The sequence below is a fragment of the Microbulbifer sp. HZ11 genome, assembly GCF_000708675.1.
GTDB lineage: Bacteria > Pseudomonadota > Gammaproteobacteria > Pseudomonadales > Cellvibrionaceae > Microbulbifer.
The window spans coordinates 149176-165752 of the sequence record NZ_JELR01000005.1 but is presented as its reverse complement, the minus strand read 5'-3'; the positions used below and the strand labels follow the sequence as shown (position 1 = coordinate 165752).

The 16577-nt window shown below is 57.2% G+C and carries 10 protein-coding genes; 7 read left to right on the top strand and 3 right to left on the bottom strand.

All coding sequences use genetic code 11. The features are described 5' to 3' along the window. Window positions 1-5: 5 nt before the first annotated feature. Window positions 6-1238: an ROK family transcriptional regulator gene (locus tag AU11_RS16450; protein WP_043320721.1), complete on the bottom strand. Its 1233-nt coding sequence runs from the start codon at window positions 1236-1238 to the stop codon at window positions 6-8. A gap of 240 nt (window positions 1239-1478) precedes the next feature. Between AU11_RS16450 and AU11_RS16445 the strand changes: the two genes are divergently transcribed. The 7 genes from AU11_RS16445 to malT all read left to right on the top strand — a co-directional run bounded on the left by AU11_RS16445 (window position 1479) and on the right by malT (window position 14275). Further along, a complete protein-coding gene (locus AU11_RS16445) occupies window positions 1479-2582 on the top strand; it encodes a substrate-binding domain-containing protein (protein ID WP_043320720.1) in 1104 nt (367 codons plus the stop codon). Window positions 2583-2648: 66 nt separating this feature from the next. Then, window positions 2649-3617 carry an ABC transporter permease gene (locus tag AU11_RS16440; RefSeq protein WP_043320719.1) on the top strand — a complete coding sequence of 323 codons (969 nt, stop codon included), beginning with the start codon at window positions 2649-2651 and terminating at the stop codon, window positions 3615-3617. Then, window positions 3614-4390 carry an ATP-binding cassette domain-containing protein gene (locus tag AU11_RS16435; RefSeq protein WP_043320718.1) on the top strand — a complete coding sequence of 259 codons (777 nt, stop codon included), beginning with the start codon at window positions 3614-3616 and terminating at the stop codon, window positions 4388-4390. The genes AU11_RS16440 and AU11_RS16435 overlap by 4 nt, the downstream gene beginning before the upstream one ends. Before the next feature lie 47 nt (window positions 4391-4437). After that, complete coding sequence (locus AU11_RS16430; protein WP_043320717.1) at window positions 4438-6099, top strand: glycoside hydrolase family 3 protein; 1662 nt, start codon at window positions 4438-4440, stop codon at window positions 6097-6099. Window positions 6100-6149: 50 nt separating this feature from the next. After that, a complete protein-coding gene (locus AU11_RS16425; protein WP_043320716.1) occupies window positions 6150-8843 on the top strand; it encodes a family 20 glycosylhydrolase in 2694 nt (897 codons plus the stop codon). Window positions 8844-9186: 343 nt separating this feature from the next. Then, window positions 9187-11331, top strand: a complete 2145-nt coding sequence (locus AU11_RS16420; protein WP_197023886.1) for a carbohydrate-binding protein — start codon at window positions 9187-9189, stop codon at window positions 11329-11331. Window positions 11332-11548: 217 nt separating this feature from the next. Continuing rightward, window positions 11549-14275, top strand: coding sequence for an HTH-type transcriptional regulator MalT (malT, locus tag AU11_RS16415; RefSeq protein ID WP_043320714.1), 2727 nt, complete (start codon window positions 11549-11551; stop codon window positions 14273-14275). Between the two features lie 34 nt (window positions 14276-14309). On the opposite strand, the gene AU11_RS18375 is transcribed toward malT, so the two are convergent. After that, complete coding sequence (locus AU11_RS18375; protein WP_197023885.1) at window positions 14310-14804, bottom strand: hypothetical protein; 495 nt, start codon at window positions 14802-14804, stop codon at window positions 14310-14312. 416 nt (window positions 14805-15220) lie between these two features. Further along, window positions 15221-16309 carry a hypothetical protein gene (locus tag AU11_RS16400; RefSeq protein WP_043320711.1) on the bottom strand — a complete coding sequence of 363 codons (1089 nt, stop codon included), beginning with the start codon at window positions 16307-16309 and terminating at the stop codon, window positions 15221-15223. Window positions 16310-16577: the final 268 nt, after the last annotated feature.

Sequence of the window (16577 nt, the reverse complement as noted above, 5' to 3'; positions counted from 1 at the left end):
GCGCGTCAGGCGTACACAAGCTCTTGCAGTTCGGTGACGCTACCCAACGCATCAATGTCGACTGCCCGGGCCCCTTCAGAGCTGATTGCCGAGTAAATCGGCAGGGTAGCCGCACCCAGCAACGCCATATTTTCCATTTTCGGGGCGCGGATAAACCGGGGAATCTCCCGTTCTCCATACTGGGATACCGACGGGATAAACGGACGCAGACGCCGGATAAACTGATCGATAAACCAGTCGGGAATATCACCGCCAAGAATCACCGTTTGCGGATTGACCAGGTTTTCCACCATGTTGAACGCGATGCGCATGGGTTCGCTCATCTGCTGGAACCAGGCATCCAATACCGCTTTGTGCTTTTCCGGGTCCGCGAGAATTTCCCACCAGTCCTGGCCAGGTTTGATTTTTCGCCCCAGTGCTTTGGACAGAGAACCCAGCGAGGCATACAGATCGAGACACCCGTGGTTCCCGCACCGGCATTGCCCACCATGCTGGTCAACAATGACGTGCCCCAGACGTCCGGAAATACCGTTGTACCCGCCAAACAGCTGGCGATTGAACACAATGCCCGCCTCGAGACTTTCCCCGAGGTGGATGTAGACAAAACTCCGCAAATCCCTGGCCGAACCGTAAAGCATTTCCGACGCGGATACCGCCGCCGCTACGTTCTCACTCACTACAGGCAAGCGGATCCGCTCAATCAGCTGCGCGCGTACCTGCTGCACATGCTGATCGGTGAGGTTTCCCAACTGACCGGCTTTGCGCGGGTCGCGACTAAATGACTGCGGCGGCGGCATTACCAGGCCAACACCGAGAACCCGCTCGCGCTCGGCCGGCGCTCCCTGTAAACACGTATCCACAATCTGTGCCAGGGTTTCCACCAGCACATCCGGATCCTGCTCGTTAAATGGAAACTGGCGCACGTCCACCGCTTCGCCGGCGATGTTGTACAACCCGGCTTCAATGCTGCGCGCCTTGACCCGAAGCCCGACGGTGTAAGCACCTTCGGGATTGAGATCGAGCATCTTCGAGGGTTTGCCCACGCCCTCACGGCGAATTCCCGTCTCGTGAATCAGTCCGGCGCCGGCCAGCTCATCGGTCAGATTGGAAATGGTCTGCTTGGTAAGCGCGGTGCGCCGCGCGATCTCGACACGGGAAATGGGCCGGGCTGTGGTAATCAGGTTAAGCACCAGTCGCAGGTTCGATGTTTTACTCTGCTTGGAATTATTGCCTCTCAAGCTGCTCTCCCTTCATCTAGTAATGCCGATACCCGCAACCGCGCTCAGTAACTGCACAGTAACGGCCGCTCGGTCGCATCTATCGCAAATTAACCGCAGCATAAAAGCTCAATCCCATTTAGTCAATTTGTTTGACTTGAAAAACAGGCTTCGCCAATATTGCCCTCATACCACACAGGGAAAGCCCCACTAGAGCGCTTCTGCGAAGCGCTCTAGTAACGACGCCGGAAAATAAAAATCATGTACCGAAAGCTCCTATTGCCACTGCTATTTACCAGCCAACTGGTGCACGCTGCGCCGGACACGGCGGTAGCGACCGACACTCCACTGCGCGGCCCCCTTGGCAACATCGCCGTCAATGCAGAACAGGAAACGCTGTTGCAGCCGGAAGATATCGCCCAAGTCCAGGAACAGGCCAAACAACGGGGTAAAAACTTCCGGGCAGCCCTGGTTTGGCACGGTTCCAGTAACTGGGTAAACGCCCTCAGCGAGGGAGCGAAGGATACGTTTTCACAACTCGGTATCGAGATCGTTGCAGAAACCGATGCACAGTATGACCCGGCAAAACAGGCCGCAGACATCGAAAATGTCATGGCACTCAAGCCCGATATCGTTCTGTCACTGGTAATCGACAGCACCAGTGCTGCGCCCAGCTACCGCGCAGCGGTTGATCAAGGCAGCAAACTGGTGCTGCTTTCCAATCCTATTCAGGGCTTTAAGCCCGGCCATGACTATGTGGGCATTGTGACTGACGACATGCGCGGCATGGGTGTCGCCGCCGCGGAAATGACCCGGGATGCCATCGGCGGCAAGGGCGCCGTCGGTATGATCTACCACGATGCGGATTACTTTATCACCAACAATCGGGACCAGGCATTTCGCGATGCCATTCAAGGGGGGCTTGCAGGCGCAGAGCAAATCCGTATCGCGGTAGAGCGCGGCTTCACCAAAGAAAGTGAGACCTCGAATATCGCGGCCGCCATGGTGTTGCAACACCCGGAACTGAAAGCCATTTACGTGGCCTGGGATGCTGCCGCAGAGGGCGTGATCGAGGGGCTCCGCTCCATGGGACGTGGCGATATCAAGGTCATTACCCACGACCTGGGGGTAAACAATCTGGTGGACATGGCAATGAACGGCAGCATGTACGGCACCATTGCCGACCGGCCTTATGAAATCGGCCAAGCCATGGCTCGCCTCGGCGTCTACGGGCTGATCGGAAAGCCTGCGCCCGCTTTTTCCGTGGTCGGCTTCGATAAAGTGCAACGAGACAATATTCGCGGCATCTGGCGCAGCGCCTATCGCACCGAACTGCCCAGGCTACTGGACAGGGCTCTCAAATAATACAACGGCAACCTCGCCGTTCCATTCCAACGAACAATTAGAACAACACTTAACCGGGGTCGAAGCATGCTTTCTTCGCTGAAGTTCAATAGCTGGTTTTCTGCCAGTGCCCTTATTCGCAGGGAATACTTTGTCTACTACGTATTCTTTCTGGTGCTGCTGTTTTTTACGGTAACGCTGCACGATTCCTCGTTCTTCTCACTGGCGAATTTTATGAACATCATTCGCCAGACAACCCCGATCACGATTATGGCGATCGGATTGACCTTCGCACTTGCCGGGGGGCACATCGATCTGTCGATCGGCTCGGTGGTGGCACTTTCAGCACTGGTCGCCGCGGTTTTGATGCAAGTGGTGCCCATGCCAGTTGCCGTATGCGGCGCATTGATGGTCGGCGTCATCATCGGGCTGATCAACGGCCTGCTGATCGAGTGGCTGAAAGTATCCTCCCTGTTAATCACATTAGGCACCATGGGTGTGATCACAGGTCTGTCACGCCAGATTACCAATCTCGAGTCCGTGCCCATTATCGACAGCAGCTTTAACTTTATTTTCGGCTCCGGCAGCTTTGGTTCCATTTCCGTACTGCTGGTGTGGACCATCGTCGCTTCACTGATCGGCTATGTTGTGCTGCGTAAGTTGCGTTACGGCCGTCACCTGCTTGCAGTAGGCGGCAATGAAAGTGGCGCACGGGCGATGGGTATCAATACGGTGAAGATCCGTATCGCGTCCCTTGTCATTGCTTCCACATCCGCCGCCATCGCCGGCTTGCTCTACGCGGGTCGCCTGCACGGTGCGCGTTACACCCTGGGCGAAGCCGACCTGCTCACCGTCATTGCCGCAGTTGCCATCGGCGGCACCAGTCTGTTCGGTGGCCGCGCATCCATTCTCGGTGCGGTGATCGGGTCCTGGTTGATGGGACTGATCAACAACGGTCTGATTCTCTCCGGATTTTCCACCAATGAACAAATGATAGCCCGGGGCCTGATCCTTATCGTCGCGGTAGCCATCGGCGTGAAGGAGCAGCAAAAATGAGCAACGAACTGCTGAAACAGCCCGCACTTACCGTCAAAAATATTTCCAAGAGTTTCGGCGGCATTCAGGCGCTGAAAGATGTCAGCTTCAACATCAACAAAGGTGAAGTGGTGGCCCTGCTGGGCGATAACGGTGCGGGCAAATCCACACTGGTACGCTGCGTCTCGGGCATTCACCCGCCGGACACCGGAGAGATCCAGGTCAATGGCCGCGCGGTAAAAATAGCCTCCCCCCAAGATGCGCGCGACCTGGGTATCGAAACCGTATTCCAGGACCTCGCGGTTATTCCGGAGTTCGATATCACCGCAAACCTTTTTCTGAATCGGGAAACACTGTCAAAAAATCCATTGCTACGCTTTTTTGGCTGGCTGGATGACAGCGCCATGGAGGCCACCGCCAGCCGCTCTCTGCAGCGGTTGAACTCCCGTATCCCGAATCTGAACGAGGCCATCAAAAAGCTGTCTGGCGGGCAGCGCCAGGCAGTGGCTATTGCCCGCGCGGTCAATAGCGGTGCCGATGTCGTCATTATGGACGAGCCCACCGCGGCCCTCGGTGTCGAGCAGAGCGCACAGGTGAATGAACTCATCCGCCTGATCAGTTCACAGGGCGTGGCAGTACTGCTGATCAGTCACAACATGCAGCATGTTATGGAAACCTGTGACCGCGCCGTGGTGCTCCTGCGTGGAGAAAGCATTGCCGATGTGGCCATCAATGATGTCTCCCCTCGTGATCTTGTGGGATTCATTACCGGCGCCCAGCGCCTGAGCGCGTAACGAAAGCTCGACAATCAAAAATTGCGTGGATTTAAAAGGACGAAGCGATGCCACAGGATACGCTGAAACATGTCAGCACGCTGATCAAACATATGTCACTGGCGGAAAAAGTCGGTCAGCTGTTTGTTCTCGGATACGCCGGAAAAGACACGGAATACGCGAAGTCATTGGTGAGGGACCTGCATGTCGGAGGCTTCTACCTCACCCATGACAATGCGGAAACGCCGGAGGAAGCTTACGCACTTACGTCACAGCTGGACTACGAGGCGCATTTACGCGCCTGCGATGCACCCCTGCTTCTCGCGGTAGACCAAGAGGGCGCCTGGGGCGTACTGGTCGAGCACACCACCACAGGTCCCGGCAATCTGGCCCTTGGCTCCGCAGACGACCTGGCATTGACGAAAAAAATGCACCAGGTACTCGGCCGTGAAATTCGCGCTCTGGGCTTCAACTGTATCCTCGGCCCGTGCTCAGATATCAACAGTAACCCCAAAAACCCGATCATCGGTGTGCGCTCCTTCGGTGAAAAGACCGAAAACGTTGCAGCGCATGCCGCTGCGGCGGTGAAGGGCCTACACCAGGGTGGCGTGGTGTCTTCGGCCAAACATTTCCCCGGTCACGGCGATACCGGTGAAGACAGCCACCGGCTGCTTCCCACAGTGGATAAAACCTGGGATCAACTGCAGCGCAGCGACCTTGCCCCCTTTCAGTCCACCATCGATGCAGGGGTGGATCTGATCATGACCGGTCACATCCTTTATCCACACATCGATCCGCAAAACCCCGCCACCCTGTCAAAGAAAATCCTGCAGCAGATTTTGCGGAAAAAGATGGGGTTCACTGGTCTGATCATTACCGACAGCATGAACATGTGGGCCATGCGGAAAAACTATGCTCCAGCAGAAGCGGCGGTGCGCGCACTCGCTGCGGGCGCCGACCTGATTATGCTCAGCGAAGAGCACTATGAAAACCAGCTGGGGAATTACCAGGAAAAACAGCGCGAAACCATTGTGGGTGTGATTCACGCTGTAGAGCGTGGCGAGCTGGCCGAATCCATCATCGATACGGCCCTGACCCGCGTGTTGTCTGTAAAGTACAAAGGCGAGGCGTTTACCCATCCGTCACGATTTGTACGCGGTGCACTTCAAAGCGGCGAGCATCAGAATATTGCCGCAGAGTGTGCCCACAAGGCACTGCGGGTTTTGCGGAATCACTGCGGCGCATGGCCGCTAAAGCGCGATGGTTTTACCCTCGCTGGCGCTTCGAACCCCGCTATGCACCAGTTGGTAACCGGTACCCGGGGCATTGGACCGAACGAGCCTCATGCCGCCTACGAGGTATTCCGACAAGAGCTCCAGGCGCGCGGTTGCCACTTTAAGGAAGTGGGGTACGAATTACTGGACACACTGCTTGCCGAAGACAGCCGTGTTCGTATTGAACTGCCCCTGGTGATTGTTACCGAAGACTACCCGTTACCGGGACTGGATTACGACGGCGACCAGCAGGCTGAGATCGTTCGGCGGGCTGTGGCAAAGTTTGGCGATTCCGTGATCGTCATTGCGCTGCGCTCCGACTATGAACTGGCAGCCTTGCCGGCGCTCTCCACTTATGTGTGCAGTTACTCCAGCCGCGCCTGCAGTGCTCGCGCCGCCGCTCAGTTACTCAGCCAGGACCTGGAAATCTCAGCGGCAAACGCAGAACCCGCATGAGGGTTCCCAAGTGATCAACGGTAAGAAATACAATAAAAACGGTACTCAACATGCGCACGTTCAATCTGGTTGGCGCCGCTCTGCTGGCGTCACTGCTCTCCGGCTGTGATCAACCGGGCACCAATGTGGAAAATACAATGGAGCAGTCCTTATCCACAACTTCTGAGCGGGTTGCCGGCAGCCTGTCGGTTACTCTCGAAATACTGAAAAATTTCCAGGGCGTGAGCAGCGAGCTAAGACAGCTGTGCAAACGGTCTGGCGCCATAGGCGCCAAATGCTCCACTTACCGTATGTCGCTGAATAACATCGGAACGAATCTGTCTTCCGGAGAGAGCAACTGGAGCCTCTACTTCCACAGTATCCGTCGCAATCTCGTGCTGCTGAACAGCGACGCCTTTGCCCTTGAGCATGTCAAAGGCGACCTGCACCGGCTGGTGCCCACGGCCCGCTTCCCCGGTCTGGCCGCGGGGCAGACCCTGCACCTGGACATTCTGATCGAAGAGCGGATCCAGTTTGAATCCGATTTTATGCCACGCTTTTTTGTGGCCGACGACGCCGGCAATACTCAGGTGATCGCCAACACCGATAGTGAAACCCTCGCGAATTTTGTCCGCCCCATAACCAGCAATGACCCGCTGAATTGGAAACACACCGCGGACGACGGCAATACCCTGGCAAGCGCGGCCAGCCGTTATCAGAGCCACACCGCCGCCGGTACAGATGCGGACGATGGGAGCACGCGTATTATCCCCAGTCCCCTGTCCAGTACCCCTTACCCTCAGCCACCAGTAACGCTCGCCGCCGGTATTCACCTGGTAAATTCCGCAATACGTGAGGACAGCCTTGCGGCTATCCAGAGCCGCCTGCAACAACTCAAACTGACAGAGACTGGTGAAGCGGCATATCCCGTCGAAATTGATATCCAGCCACACACCTTCGAGAACGCCATCGCAGGCAGCTACCGCCTCGACGCTCGGGATAGCGGCGCAACGATCATTGGTTTTGACCAGGCTGGTGCATTTTACGGGGCACAATCCCTACTCTCCCTGGTGGATGCCAGGCAGCGCACGCTGACGCTCGCCCGCGTCGAAGACGCACCGCGCTTCCAGTATCGTGGAATGTTCCTGGATGTTGCGCGCAACTTTCACAGTAAAGAGGTGGTACTGAAACTACTGCAGCAGATGAGCGCGTATAAGCTCAACCGCTTTCACTTTCATCTGTCGGATGACGAGGGCTGGCGTCTCGAAATTCCCGGCCTGCCGGAACTGACCGAAGTCGGCGGCAAGCGCTGTTTTGATCTGAGTGAAACCCGCTGCCTGCTGCCCCAACTGGGGTCGGGGCCAGACAGTGACAATTTCGGTAGCGGCTTTTACACCATCGCCGACTATATCGATATTGTGCGCTATGCCGCCGCCCGGCATATCGAAGTGATTCCCGAGTTTGACACCCCGGCTCACGCGCGCGCGGCCATTGTGGCGATGGAAGCCCGATATCAGAAATACCGGGAATCGGCTCCCGCTCAAGCGGAAGAGTTCCGACTGATCGACCCGGCCGACAATACCGACTTCCTGTCAGTGCAGTTTTACAACGACAGCTATGTCAATCCCTGTATCGACTCCAGCTATCACTTTGTCGCCAAGCTGGTTCGCGAGGTGCAACAGATGCACAAAACCGCCGGAGCGCCACTGACCACATGGCACTTCGGTGGAGATGAAGCGATCAACCTCCGCGCATTCGACAGTTTCGAAGATGCACCGGGTACCGATTCGGAAAAAGGCGATGTCGCCGCTGCTTCCCGCCAGCAGCCCTGGTCCGGCTCGCCCCAGTGCCAGCGACTGGTTGAAAACGGCACCGTGGAATCCATCGAAAAGCTGGGCAACTATTTTGCCACGCGTGTCAGTGAGATAGTGAGCGACGCCGGCATCCTCACCATGGGCGCCTGGTATGACGGCCTCAAGAATATTGACGATCCGCAAACAGAGCTGAGTACGCGCAATAACTACATCAATTCCTGGGCCCCGGCGTTCGGCGACGGCGGCGACAAAAGCCACCGTCTGGCGAGCCGAGGTTTCGGTGTGGTGCAGTCTCATTCAGACCACCTGTATTTCGATATGCCCTACGAAATGGACCCGCAAGAAAACGGTTATTACTGGGCCTCGCGCAATTCCGATACTCGCAAGGTATTTGGCTACTCGCCACTCAACACCCCGCAGCTAGCGGAAGTCTTTCCAGATGCCGACGGCAAACCCTGGTCAGGGAAATCACCAAACGCTGATTTTGCGCAGTCCGTCATGGGCATACAGGGGCAGCTCTGGAGTGAGACTACCCGCACCGATGAGATGGTCGAGTACAAAATATTTCCCCGTTTGCTCGCACTCGCCGAGCGCGCCTGGCACAAGGCGTCATGGGAAATCGACCCGGACGGTCAGGTGTTTGACGAGCGCAGTAACCGCGTAGACACCAAGCAACTGGCCGATGACTGGCTGGCGTTTTCAGCGGCACTTGGTAACAGAGAGCTCTACAAACTGGATCTCGGAAATGTGCAATACCGTATTCCGGTTCCCGGTGCCGCCATCGAAGGTGACCGGCTGAAAGTTGCCACCCCCTATCCGGGGCTGACCGTTGAATACTTTGACGGCGCCCGGTGGAACCCGGTTACCGAAAACACCGCACCAGAGTCGGTAATATCACTGCGAGTTCGCAGCGCCGATGGCAAGCGCCACGGGCGCAACCTAGAGCTCTAGAGGGATCTTATAGAGGCGGTGATCGAAACAGGTAACCGCCTTTTGCGTGATCGCGCGGTCTTGCCGACTGTTATGATTTTCACGCCCCATTTCCGTGCTTTTTTCCGCTACCCGCCCCGCGAAAGAGCAGCAAGAGCGCGCGCTCTCGTCACTTCTCGCAGAATAATAAAATAAATAGTCAAATTAATTGACTATTTATTTTTGGCCGCCTAACTTTGCGTAAGGCCGTCATGATGTACCCGCCCACACTGCTGGTTGACGGTTACTCAAACGACATCACCTTCAATAAATAATAAGGCTAATTATGAAAACCAAACACGCGCTTATTGCGGCTGGTTTATGCTTGTCCGCGCACACGGTCAGTGCGTCCGCGAACGGCGGCATGCAGGATTTTCTCGACACGCTGCGCGACTTCGAATCCGGTATCAACCCCGCTCTTGCGGATTTCTACCTGGCAAATCTGGACAACCCGGTATACACCTACGCCCAAGTTACCGAGCCGGGAAAAATCGTGCGCGACTGCGCTACGGGCAGCATGATTTCGGAAGCGACCACCATCAACCAGTTTTTTACCAAACTTGGTATTGATCACCTGTACGACTCCTCCACCCCCTACGACGCCGAAATGTACAAGGCGATGCAGTACAACTCCACCAATGCCTGGGGCTTTGTAGGCTATCAACTTGGTGAAGCGCTGCTGATCGACTCGGGCTATTACAGCCCGATCAGTGTTGATGTGGACGGTACCGAATACGACAGTTTTTATATTTTTCTCGACGACAGCACCTGGATCGGGTGCGAAACAGAAGCGCTGGCTGAAATTCCCGGATCCGGCGGCAATTATGTGCTGTCCACCCATATCAATCGCTGGGAAGGTACTTTTGTTGGCAAGAATGGCATTCACTCTTTTGAGGACCTGAAGGTCCCCGCCAATCAGGAGCTCGTTATTCGCGATGCAATGCGTTTCAACTACAACGTGATGAGCCAGTTGCTGGAAGATGCAAATATGACGTGGGGACAGGCGCTGGCAAAAAGCTGGCCTGGAACCGATGAGAATGGCGATCCGATTCAGATTCAGGCCACCATGTCCGGCCTGCTCGCCGCCGCCCACTTGCGCGGTGCCTGGGGTGCCGGTGCGCTGCTGACCAACGACTCAATCACCTGCGATGAGATCGGTACCTGTATCACCACGTACGTGCACAAGTTCGGTGGTTTCAACACCCTGTTTGACACGCCGGCGAGTGAGACCATCGAGGGTTCACCATACGACGAAACCCTGACTGCAGGTTGGGGCAATGATTTGGTCATTACCGGTGGTGGCAGCGATATAGTGCTGCTCAATGAACAGTCTGGCTCTACCACCACGCTTACAGACTTCACCATTGGTGATGACCGTATCATCCTGCGCGACTGGACCGCGCAAGACCCGCTTGCGGCACTGGTGGTAAGTGATGTCAGTGGCGGAGCAAAACTGCAGTTTGCCGGTCAGTCTGTTGTTATCCAGGGCGCGAGCGCCGCTCAGGTCAACGCCGACGTTGCCGCGGTGATTGTCAATTCCAATGTGTACACCATTGCCTGGTCCGGCACTCAGGTAGCCTCTGGCTTCGATCCAGCGGTCGATAAAGTCCGCGGCAGTGCCGGTATCGGTTTTAAACACCTCAAAGCCTACGAGAGCAATGGCTCAGTGTTTGTCGGGGTACAGGCGGCCGACGGCGGCATCTACAGCTACATAGAATTGCCCGGCCTGACACTCAACGATCTGCATGGGGATATGTTCGATAACGTCACCGGCAGCTTCGACCGCCTCGGCTACATCGTATCACTCGGCTGGCAGACCTGGGGCTGGAACATGATCGTCAGCGTGGACAGCTTCGACGCCGCCAAGACTGAGATCAGCATGGGTGCCTTCCAATACAGTTTCAGCGATCTGCAGCTCGCTCAGGACGGCGACAATGCGGTCTTGTCACTCACCCCTGCGGCCGCCGGCGGCGACAATAAGCAGCTGATCCTCGTAGACACGAATGTAAATGACATCAACGCGAGCAACTTTACTGGCGTCAGCGGAAGCTACAGCGATATCACCATTGATACTCCGGTGTACTACGACATTTCCACCAGCGTCTCCGGCAGCGGCGGCAGCCTGTCTCCGGCACCGGATACCAGCGGCACCATCTCCGCCCGCGGCAATCGCGACTTTACCGTCACCTTTATTCCCGACAGTGGCTACAAGATAGCGAGCATCGTGGTCGATGGCGTGACACAGGCGGTCGCCGACAGCTATACCTTCAGCAACCTCTCCGCCAACCACACTCTTGTGGTGACCTTTGCAGAGGGCACCAGCTGCCCTGCGGCATGGGATTCCAACGCGGTGTATGTGGGCGACGACCAGGCCTCGTATCAGGGCACCATTTACCGCGCAAAATGGTGGACCCAAAATAATGTTCCCACCGACGGCGGCCCCTGGGAAGCCATTGGCACCTGCGAGTAACCGCGTTGATCAGGCCGTTTCAGCGCCAGTAACCCGGTTGTAGACTGCCGGGCGGCACGCGGCCCTCTGCGAAAGCCCACATCATGCGATGTGGGCTTTTTTATATGAGCCTCCACCCCCAGCGAGGGGGAGGCGGGCCCCGCAGGGTAGTGGCAGACTCAGAGTGTACAATTGCGCCTTAACACTTGCGCCAGAACATTTGGGAAGGGTCCACGCTATGCTCCTAGCCTCCAAGTACAGCCTCCCCGACTGCCCGGAACATACCCTGCAAAGGCCCCGGTTACAGTCCCTTCTGGAACAGAGCCAGAGTGACCAGCTGTTACTGGTTACCGCCCCCGCCGGATACGGTAAAACCACCCTGGTCACTTCCTGGGCCGCAGAGCAGGACAACCCGGTGGCCTGGTATTCACTGGATGGCGGGGACAACGAACCCGGCCAGTTTTGCCGCTACCTGGTGGAAAGCGTGCACCGCGCCACCGGTAACGGCGTGCCCGAGACCAGCAAGATTCTCGCCGCGCAACACAATCTCGACCCCTCCCTGGTAATCAGCCAAATGCTGTCGGAACTGCGCCAGCTCCCCAGTGAGCTGCGTATCGTCCTCGACGACTACCACCAGATAGACAACACCGCGGTACACGATGCCACCCGCTTTCTGCTGCGCCACGCTCCAGCCGGTATCGGCGTGGTGATCACCAGCCGCAGCCAGCCACCACTGGGGCTCGGCGCCCTGCGCTTGCAGGGGCGACTGCTGGAGCTGGGGCCGGAAGACCTGGCACTGACCACCGACGAGACCACCCAGCTCCTTGCCCGCCGCCTGCCATTTGCGCTCGGCAGCGACCGTGTCGCCCAGCTACACCAGCTGTCGGAAGGCTGGCCACCGGCGATTCAGATGTTTGCCCTATCGGTGCGCAACCAGGAAGAAGTGGATCGCTACCTGGGCGAACTGGAACAGGGCCACGGACATATTCTCGATTACCTCGCCGAGGAAGTGCTGGAGCGACTGGAGCCGGAGCTGCGCCAGCTACTGGCGCGCACCTCCATTCTCACCCGGGTCAACGGCCTGCTGGCGGAGCGTCTGAGTGGCCAGAGCGGTGGCCAGCAGCAACTGGAAACCGCTGCCAGTCGCGGGCTATTCCTGCAGGCACAGGATTCCAGTCGCCAGTGGTTCCGCTTCCACCCGGTGTTCGCGCGCTTCCTGCAGCGCCAGCTGTCCGATGGCGACGAACTCACCCAACTCCACCAGACCGCCAGCGACACCTGGCAGGAGCTCAACCAACCTCTTGAAGCCCTGCGCCACGCCCTCAAGGCAGAGGACCGCGAGCGGGTGCACCGGCTGATCGACGAGCAGGGCGAACAGTTCCTGCGCGAAGGACAGTTCCGGGTGCTGAATGACTCCCTCAACTGGCTGGGAGATGACCAGATCAAACGCCACGCAGGCTTCGCCCTATTGGCTGCACGGCTCGCCCGCGACAGCTTTGACTACGAGCGCTGCAACAAACTGCTGGCAGCGGCGGAGAGCTGGCTGCAGCGGGAAGACCCGAAGCAGTGGCAGGCATTCGAAGGTGCCTTCGCCGCTATGCGCGCTCAGGTTTCCGTGTCCCGCGGGCAGATCCTCAAGGCCAAGGAATACGCCCAGGAAGCCCTCGAGCTTCTTCCCGAAGATCAGCTGAACGAGCGCATATCCGCGCAGCTGGTGATCGGCGAAACCAGCTTCTGCCTGGGCGAGCTGGATCAGGCCATGCACCATATGGAAGCGGTGGAGAAAGCCACCCTCGCGCGGCAGGATATTCCCAATGCGGCCTGGGCCCTGTGCCAGCAGACCGAAATCGCCTTTGCCAACGGCCTGCTGAAAAAAGCCGCCGCCCTGCAGGCGCGCGCCCAGCGCCTGGTCGAAGAACACCACCTGGTGGGCCTGCCGATTTCCGAGTTTATCTACCGCCTCAAAGGCCAGTTGCAGTGGGAGGCCGGCGACCTCGACGGCGCCGCAGATTCCGCCCGCCGCGGCATGCAGATCAACCGCAAAGTCGGCGAACGCTGGCTGCTGCCGGAATACACGCTGCTGCTGAAGGTCGCCCTGGCCCGCGGCGACAAGGACGAGTGCCTGGAGTGGATGGAGCGGGTGGAACACCTGCTGAGCGGCGAACAGTACCACCGGGACTGGGTAGCCAATGCGGACGCCGCGCGCATGCGCGTATGGCAGGCGCTGGAAAATACCGAGGCCATCGCCACCTGGCAGGAACAGGCGGAGCCGGTGGCGGATCGCCCCAGCAACCACTTTGAGCAGTGTTACGGGCGCAACCATGTGCGCGCGCTGATTTCCCTACACCGCTGGTCCGATGCCAACCGGCTGCTGGGACGCCTGCAACAGGTGGCAGAGGAGTGCGGCCTGATCACCGACCAGTTGCGCAACTGCGTACTCGCCGCCCGTCTCGCCTGGCTGCGCGAACGCCGGGAAACCGCACTGGGCCATCTCAATGCCGCCCTCGCCATCATGACCGAAAGTGACCTGACCGCCAGCTTCCTGCAGGTCGGCAAGCCCATGATCGTACTACTCAAGGCCGCCCTGGAAGAGACCGGGCAGCACGCCCTCAACGAGGCCCAGGTGGAAAAGGCACAGCAGCTGATCAAACTCGCGCAACAGCAGCCGGAACTGGGCGGCGGCATCCGAATCGAACTGGACGAAACCATCGTGCGCGAGATCCTCGCCAGCGACGCCGTGCCGGACTTCCTGCGTCACTCTCCGCTGACCCCGCGGGAGTGGCAGGTACTGAACGCCATTCACTCCGGCCTCTCCAACGAGCGTATCGCGCGGCACTTCAAGGTGGCCCCCAGCACCATCAAGACCCATATCCGCAGTCTGTATCAGAAACTCGATGTGAAAGACCGCCAGCAGGCGATCGCCCTGGCCGAGCAACTGTTGCGCTCGGTGCAGGATAAGCCCTGATACGAAGCCTCAGCCCGAAAACAAAAGGCCGGTTTTAACAACCGGCTTTCAGGGATTTTTGCATTTGCGGAGCTTCGGATGGCTCCGGCGGGTAGATATTGGTGGGCCACTTGAGGGGGGCGAATTCTTTGCAGAGCTGCATATCACCGACTTCGGCTTTGATCTGGTCGACACGGGCCTGGGTTTCTGGGCCCAGTTCCAGACGAATACTATCGAAAATGGCATTTTGCAGCTCCGTCATTGGAGAAGCATCAAATTTTGGTTGATGATCAGAATCAAAACTGTAGATTTCTTTCTCAAAACATACTTCTACAAAATGCCTATCAGTGACCGGAAATACAAAAATATTCTCCAGGCCAACCAATTGCTCAGAATTAGCTCCTCGACCAACTTTAAAGCTGGCACTAGGTACCGGAAGGTGGGCATGGCACTGCCAATCTATAGGGCCAAAAAATTTTGGGATATGTGCAAGGTCATTTTCCCAGTTGTGATGTCCGTACCGATCATTCAAATAGTGCAGCAGAACCATCTCAAAGGCCCTGGGATTCAAAAATGACACATTCTTAAAACTGTGTTCCTCTAGCCGGCCAATTACACCAACACTAAAATTTAGCTCCCCTTTACACCCGCTCATCCACGGACCGAAAAAGGCCCATAGACGGTGCACCAAACAGTTCGCGCCCCAATGGGAGCTCGCCAAAATGCCTTCGCCAAACCGACTCAAATGAGGCTCAATCAATACATCGTGGCCAGGCACAGTTCGAACTTGTGGCACAGATCGACGCAGAGGTTTGTGCCTCGGCGCCCGAAAATGCAAGCGACTTCCTGCAAGACTTAATGTGGTTTTTGCTGAACCCGAAAAAGATGGCCCACGGGGGACACAGTAATCTTCCCGCCGCCGCCACTCTAGAGGCAGATATTTGAATAAGTTACGCATAACGCTTGTCATCGCTTGAAGTTGTAGCCGAAGCTTTCTGCGGCACTCTTGCCGAGTGCGTGCACCACGCCGGCCCCACCGATGGCAGTGGCAATTCCCCCTACAATCAATCCTGCCTGCCCACCAATTGCAGCTGCCAAAAAACCCGCCGGAGCGGCTACCTTGAGTCCACCATTCAGCCACGCTTCGGCGTGATACCCTTTGTTGTAAGGGTCATTTTTATTCTTGAGGCGTACCCCGGCTACGCTAAATTGACTAAGCGCACCAAGCACACTATATCCGGTATCGGCGATGCGCTCATTTAGCCTCATCTCCAGCTGGTGGGCCAACCGCAAAGCTTTGGCTGGTGATGTCCGCGGTTTATGAAAGTAAACCGTATGCCCCGTCAGGCGAATGCCTTTGTCAGCCAATATTTGCATTGCCTGAGTAAGCACCGAAGATCCACCGAAATCTGCCGCCCAAACCACTCCTTTGATTTCTCGAGAAGATTCCATCGTAACTGCCAATAAGAGCGCGGAAGCGCGACTATTATCTACCTTCAGCGGGTTGTAGCTTAGGAGACCGCCACCTAGGCGCGCCCTACCCGGGGTAAAATGCAGATCCGCCCCACTATCGGATAATTGAGCCGCCCCTACACCCAAATGCTTGACTGTTCTCGGCATCGTCTCTCTCAAGGCATCTGATACGCGATTGAACTTTCCATCAGCGACTGCGACTAAGCGGCCGTGCTGCGCAGCCACTTTTCCATTCGCAATATATGTCCCTTTCCATTCACCCCTCACGGGGTCAATAGAAGCGCGGTATAAGCCCATTCGAGCCGTATCTTGGCCCGGCGCCGTCAAGTCGAAGTAATGGTCGTCCATCGCCAGTTTAGTAATACAAAACTGGTCGTTCATCCAGCGCACCACCGTGGCCTTCAGACCCGGGAAAAACACGTAATACAATTCGTTACCAGTACCACGCTGGCGTTCACCGGGTCGCACATACACATTGTTTTTGCCGAGCATGCCGGTAGTGAGTGCATGCAACTCCTTGACCGCAATCCGCGCCCAGTGATGGTTCCGATCGGCGGCCCGCTTCAGGCGCTCATAGGTCATTTGGTATTCCGTAACGCAGCGAATAGGTTTACCGGCCCCCTGGCCGGCGATCACAGGGCAGTTATGGGGGGAGGGTTGGAGAGGGCTTTGTGGCGTGCTCATGGGAATCCTTGCAACATTTCAAATCCATCTGAAAGAACCAAGAATCTTAAAGAGCGCTAAAAACCCCTTCAAGGATTATTGCACGTACACCGGTACCACCTAACGGATCCATTCAACGGGACGCGGTGCGGCCAGCCGCCACCCGCAAATCCTTCCTGCAGGAGGG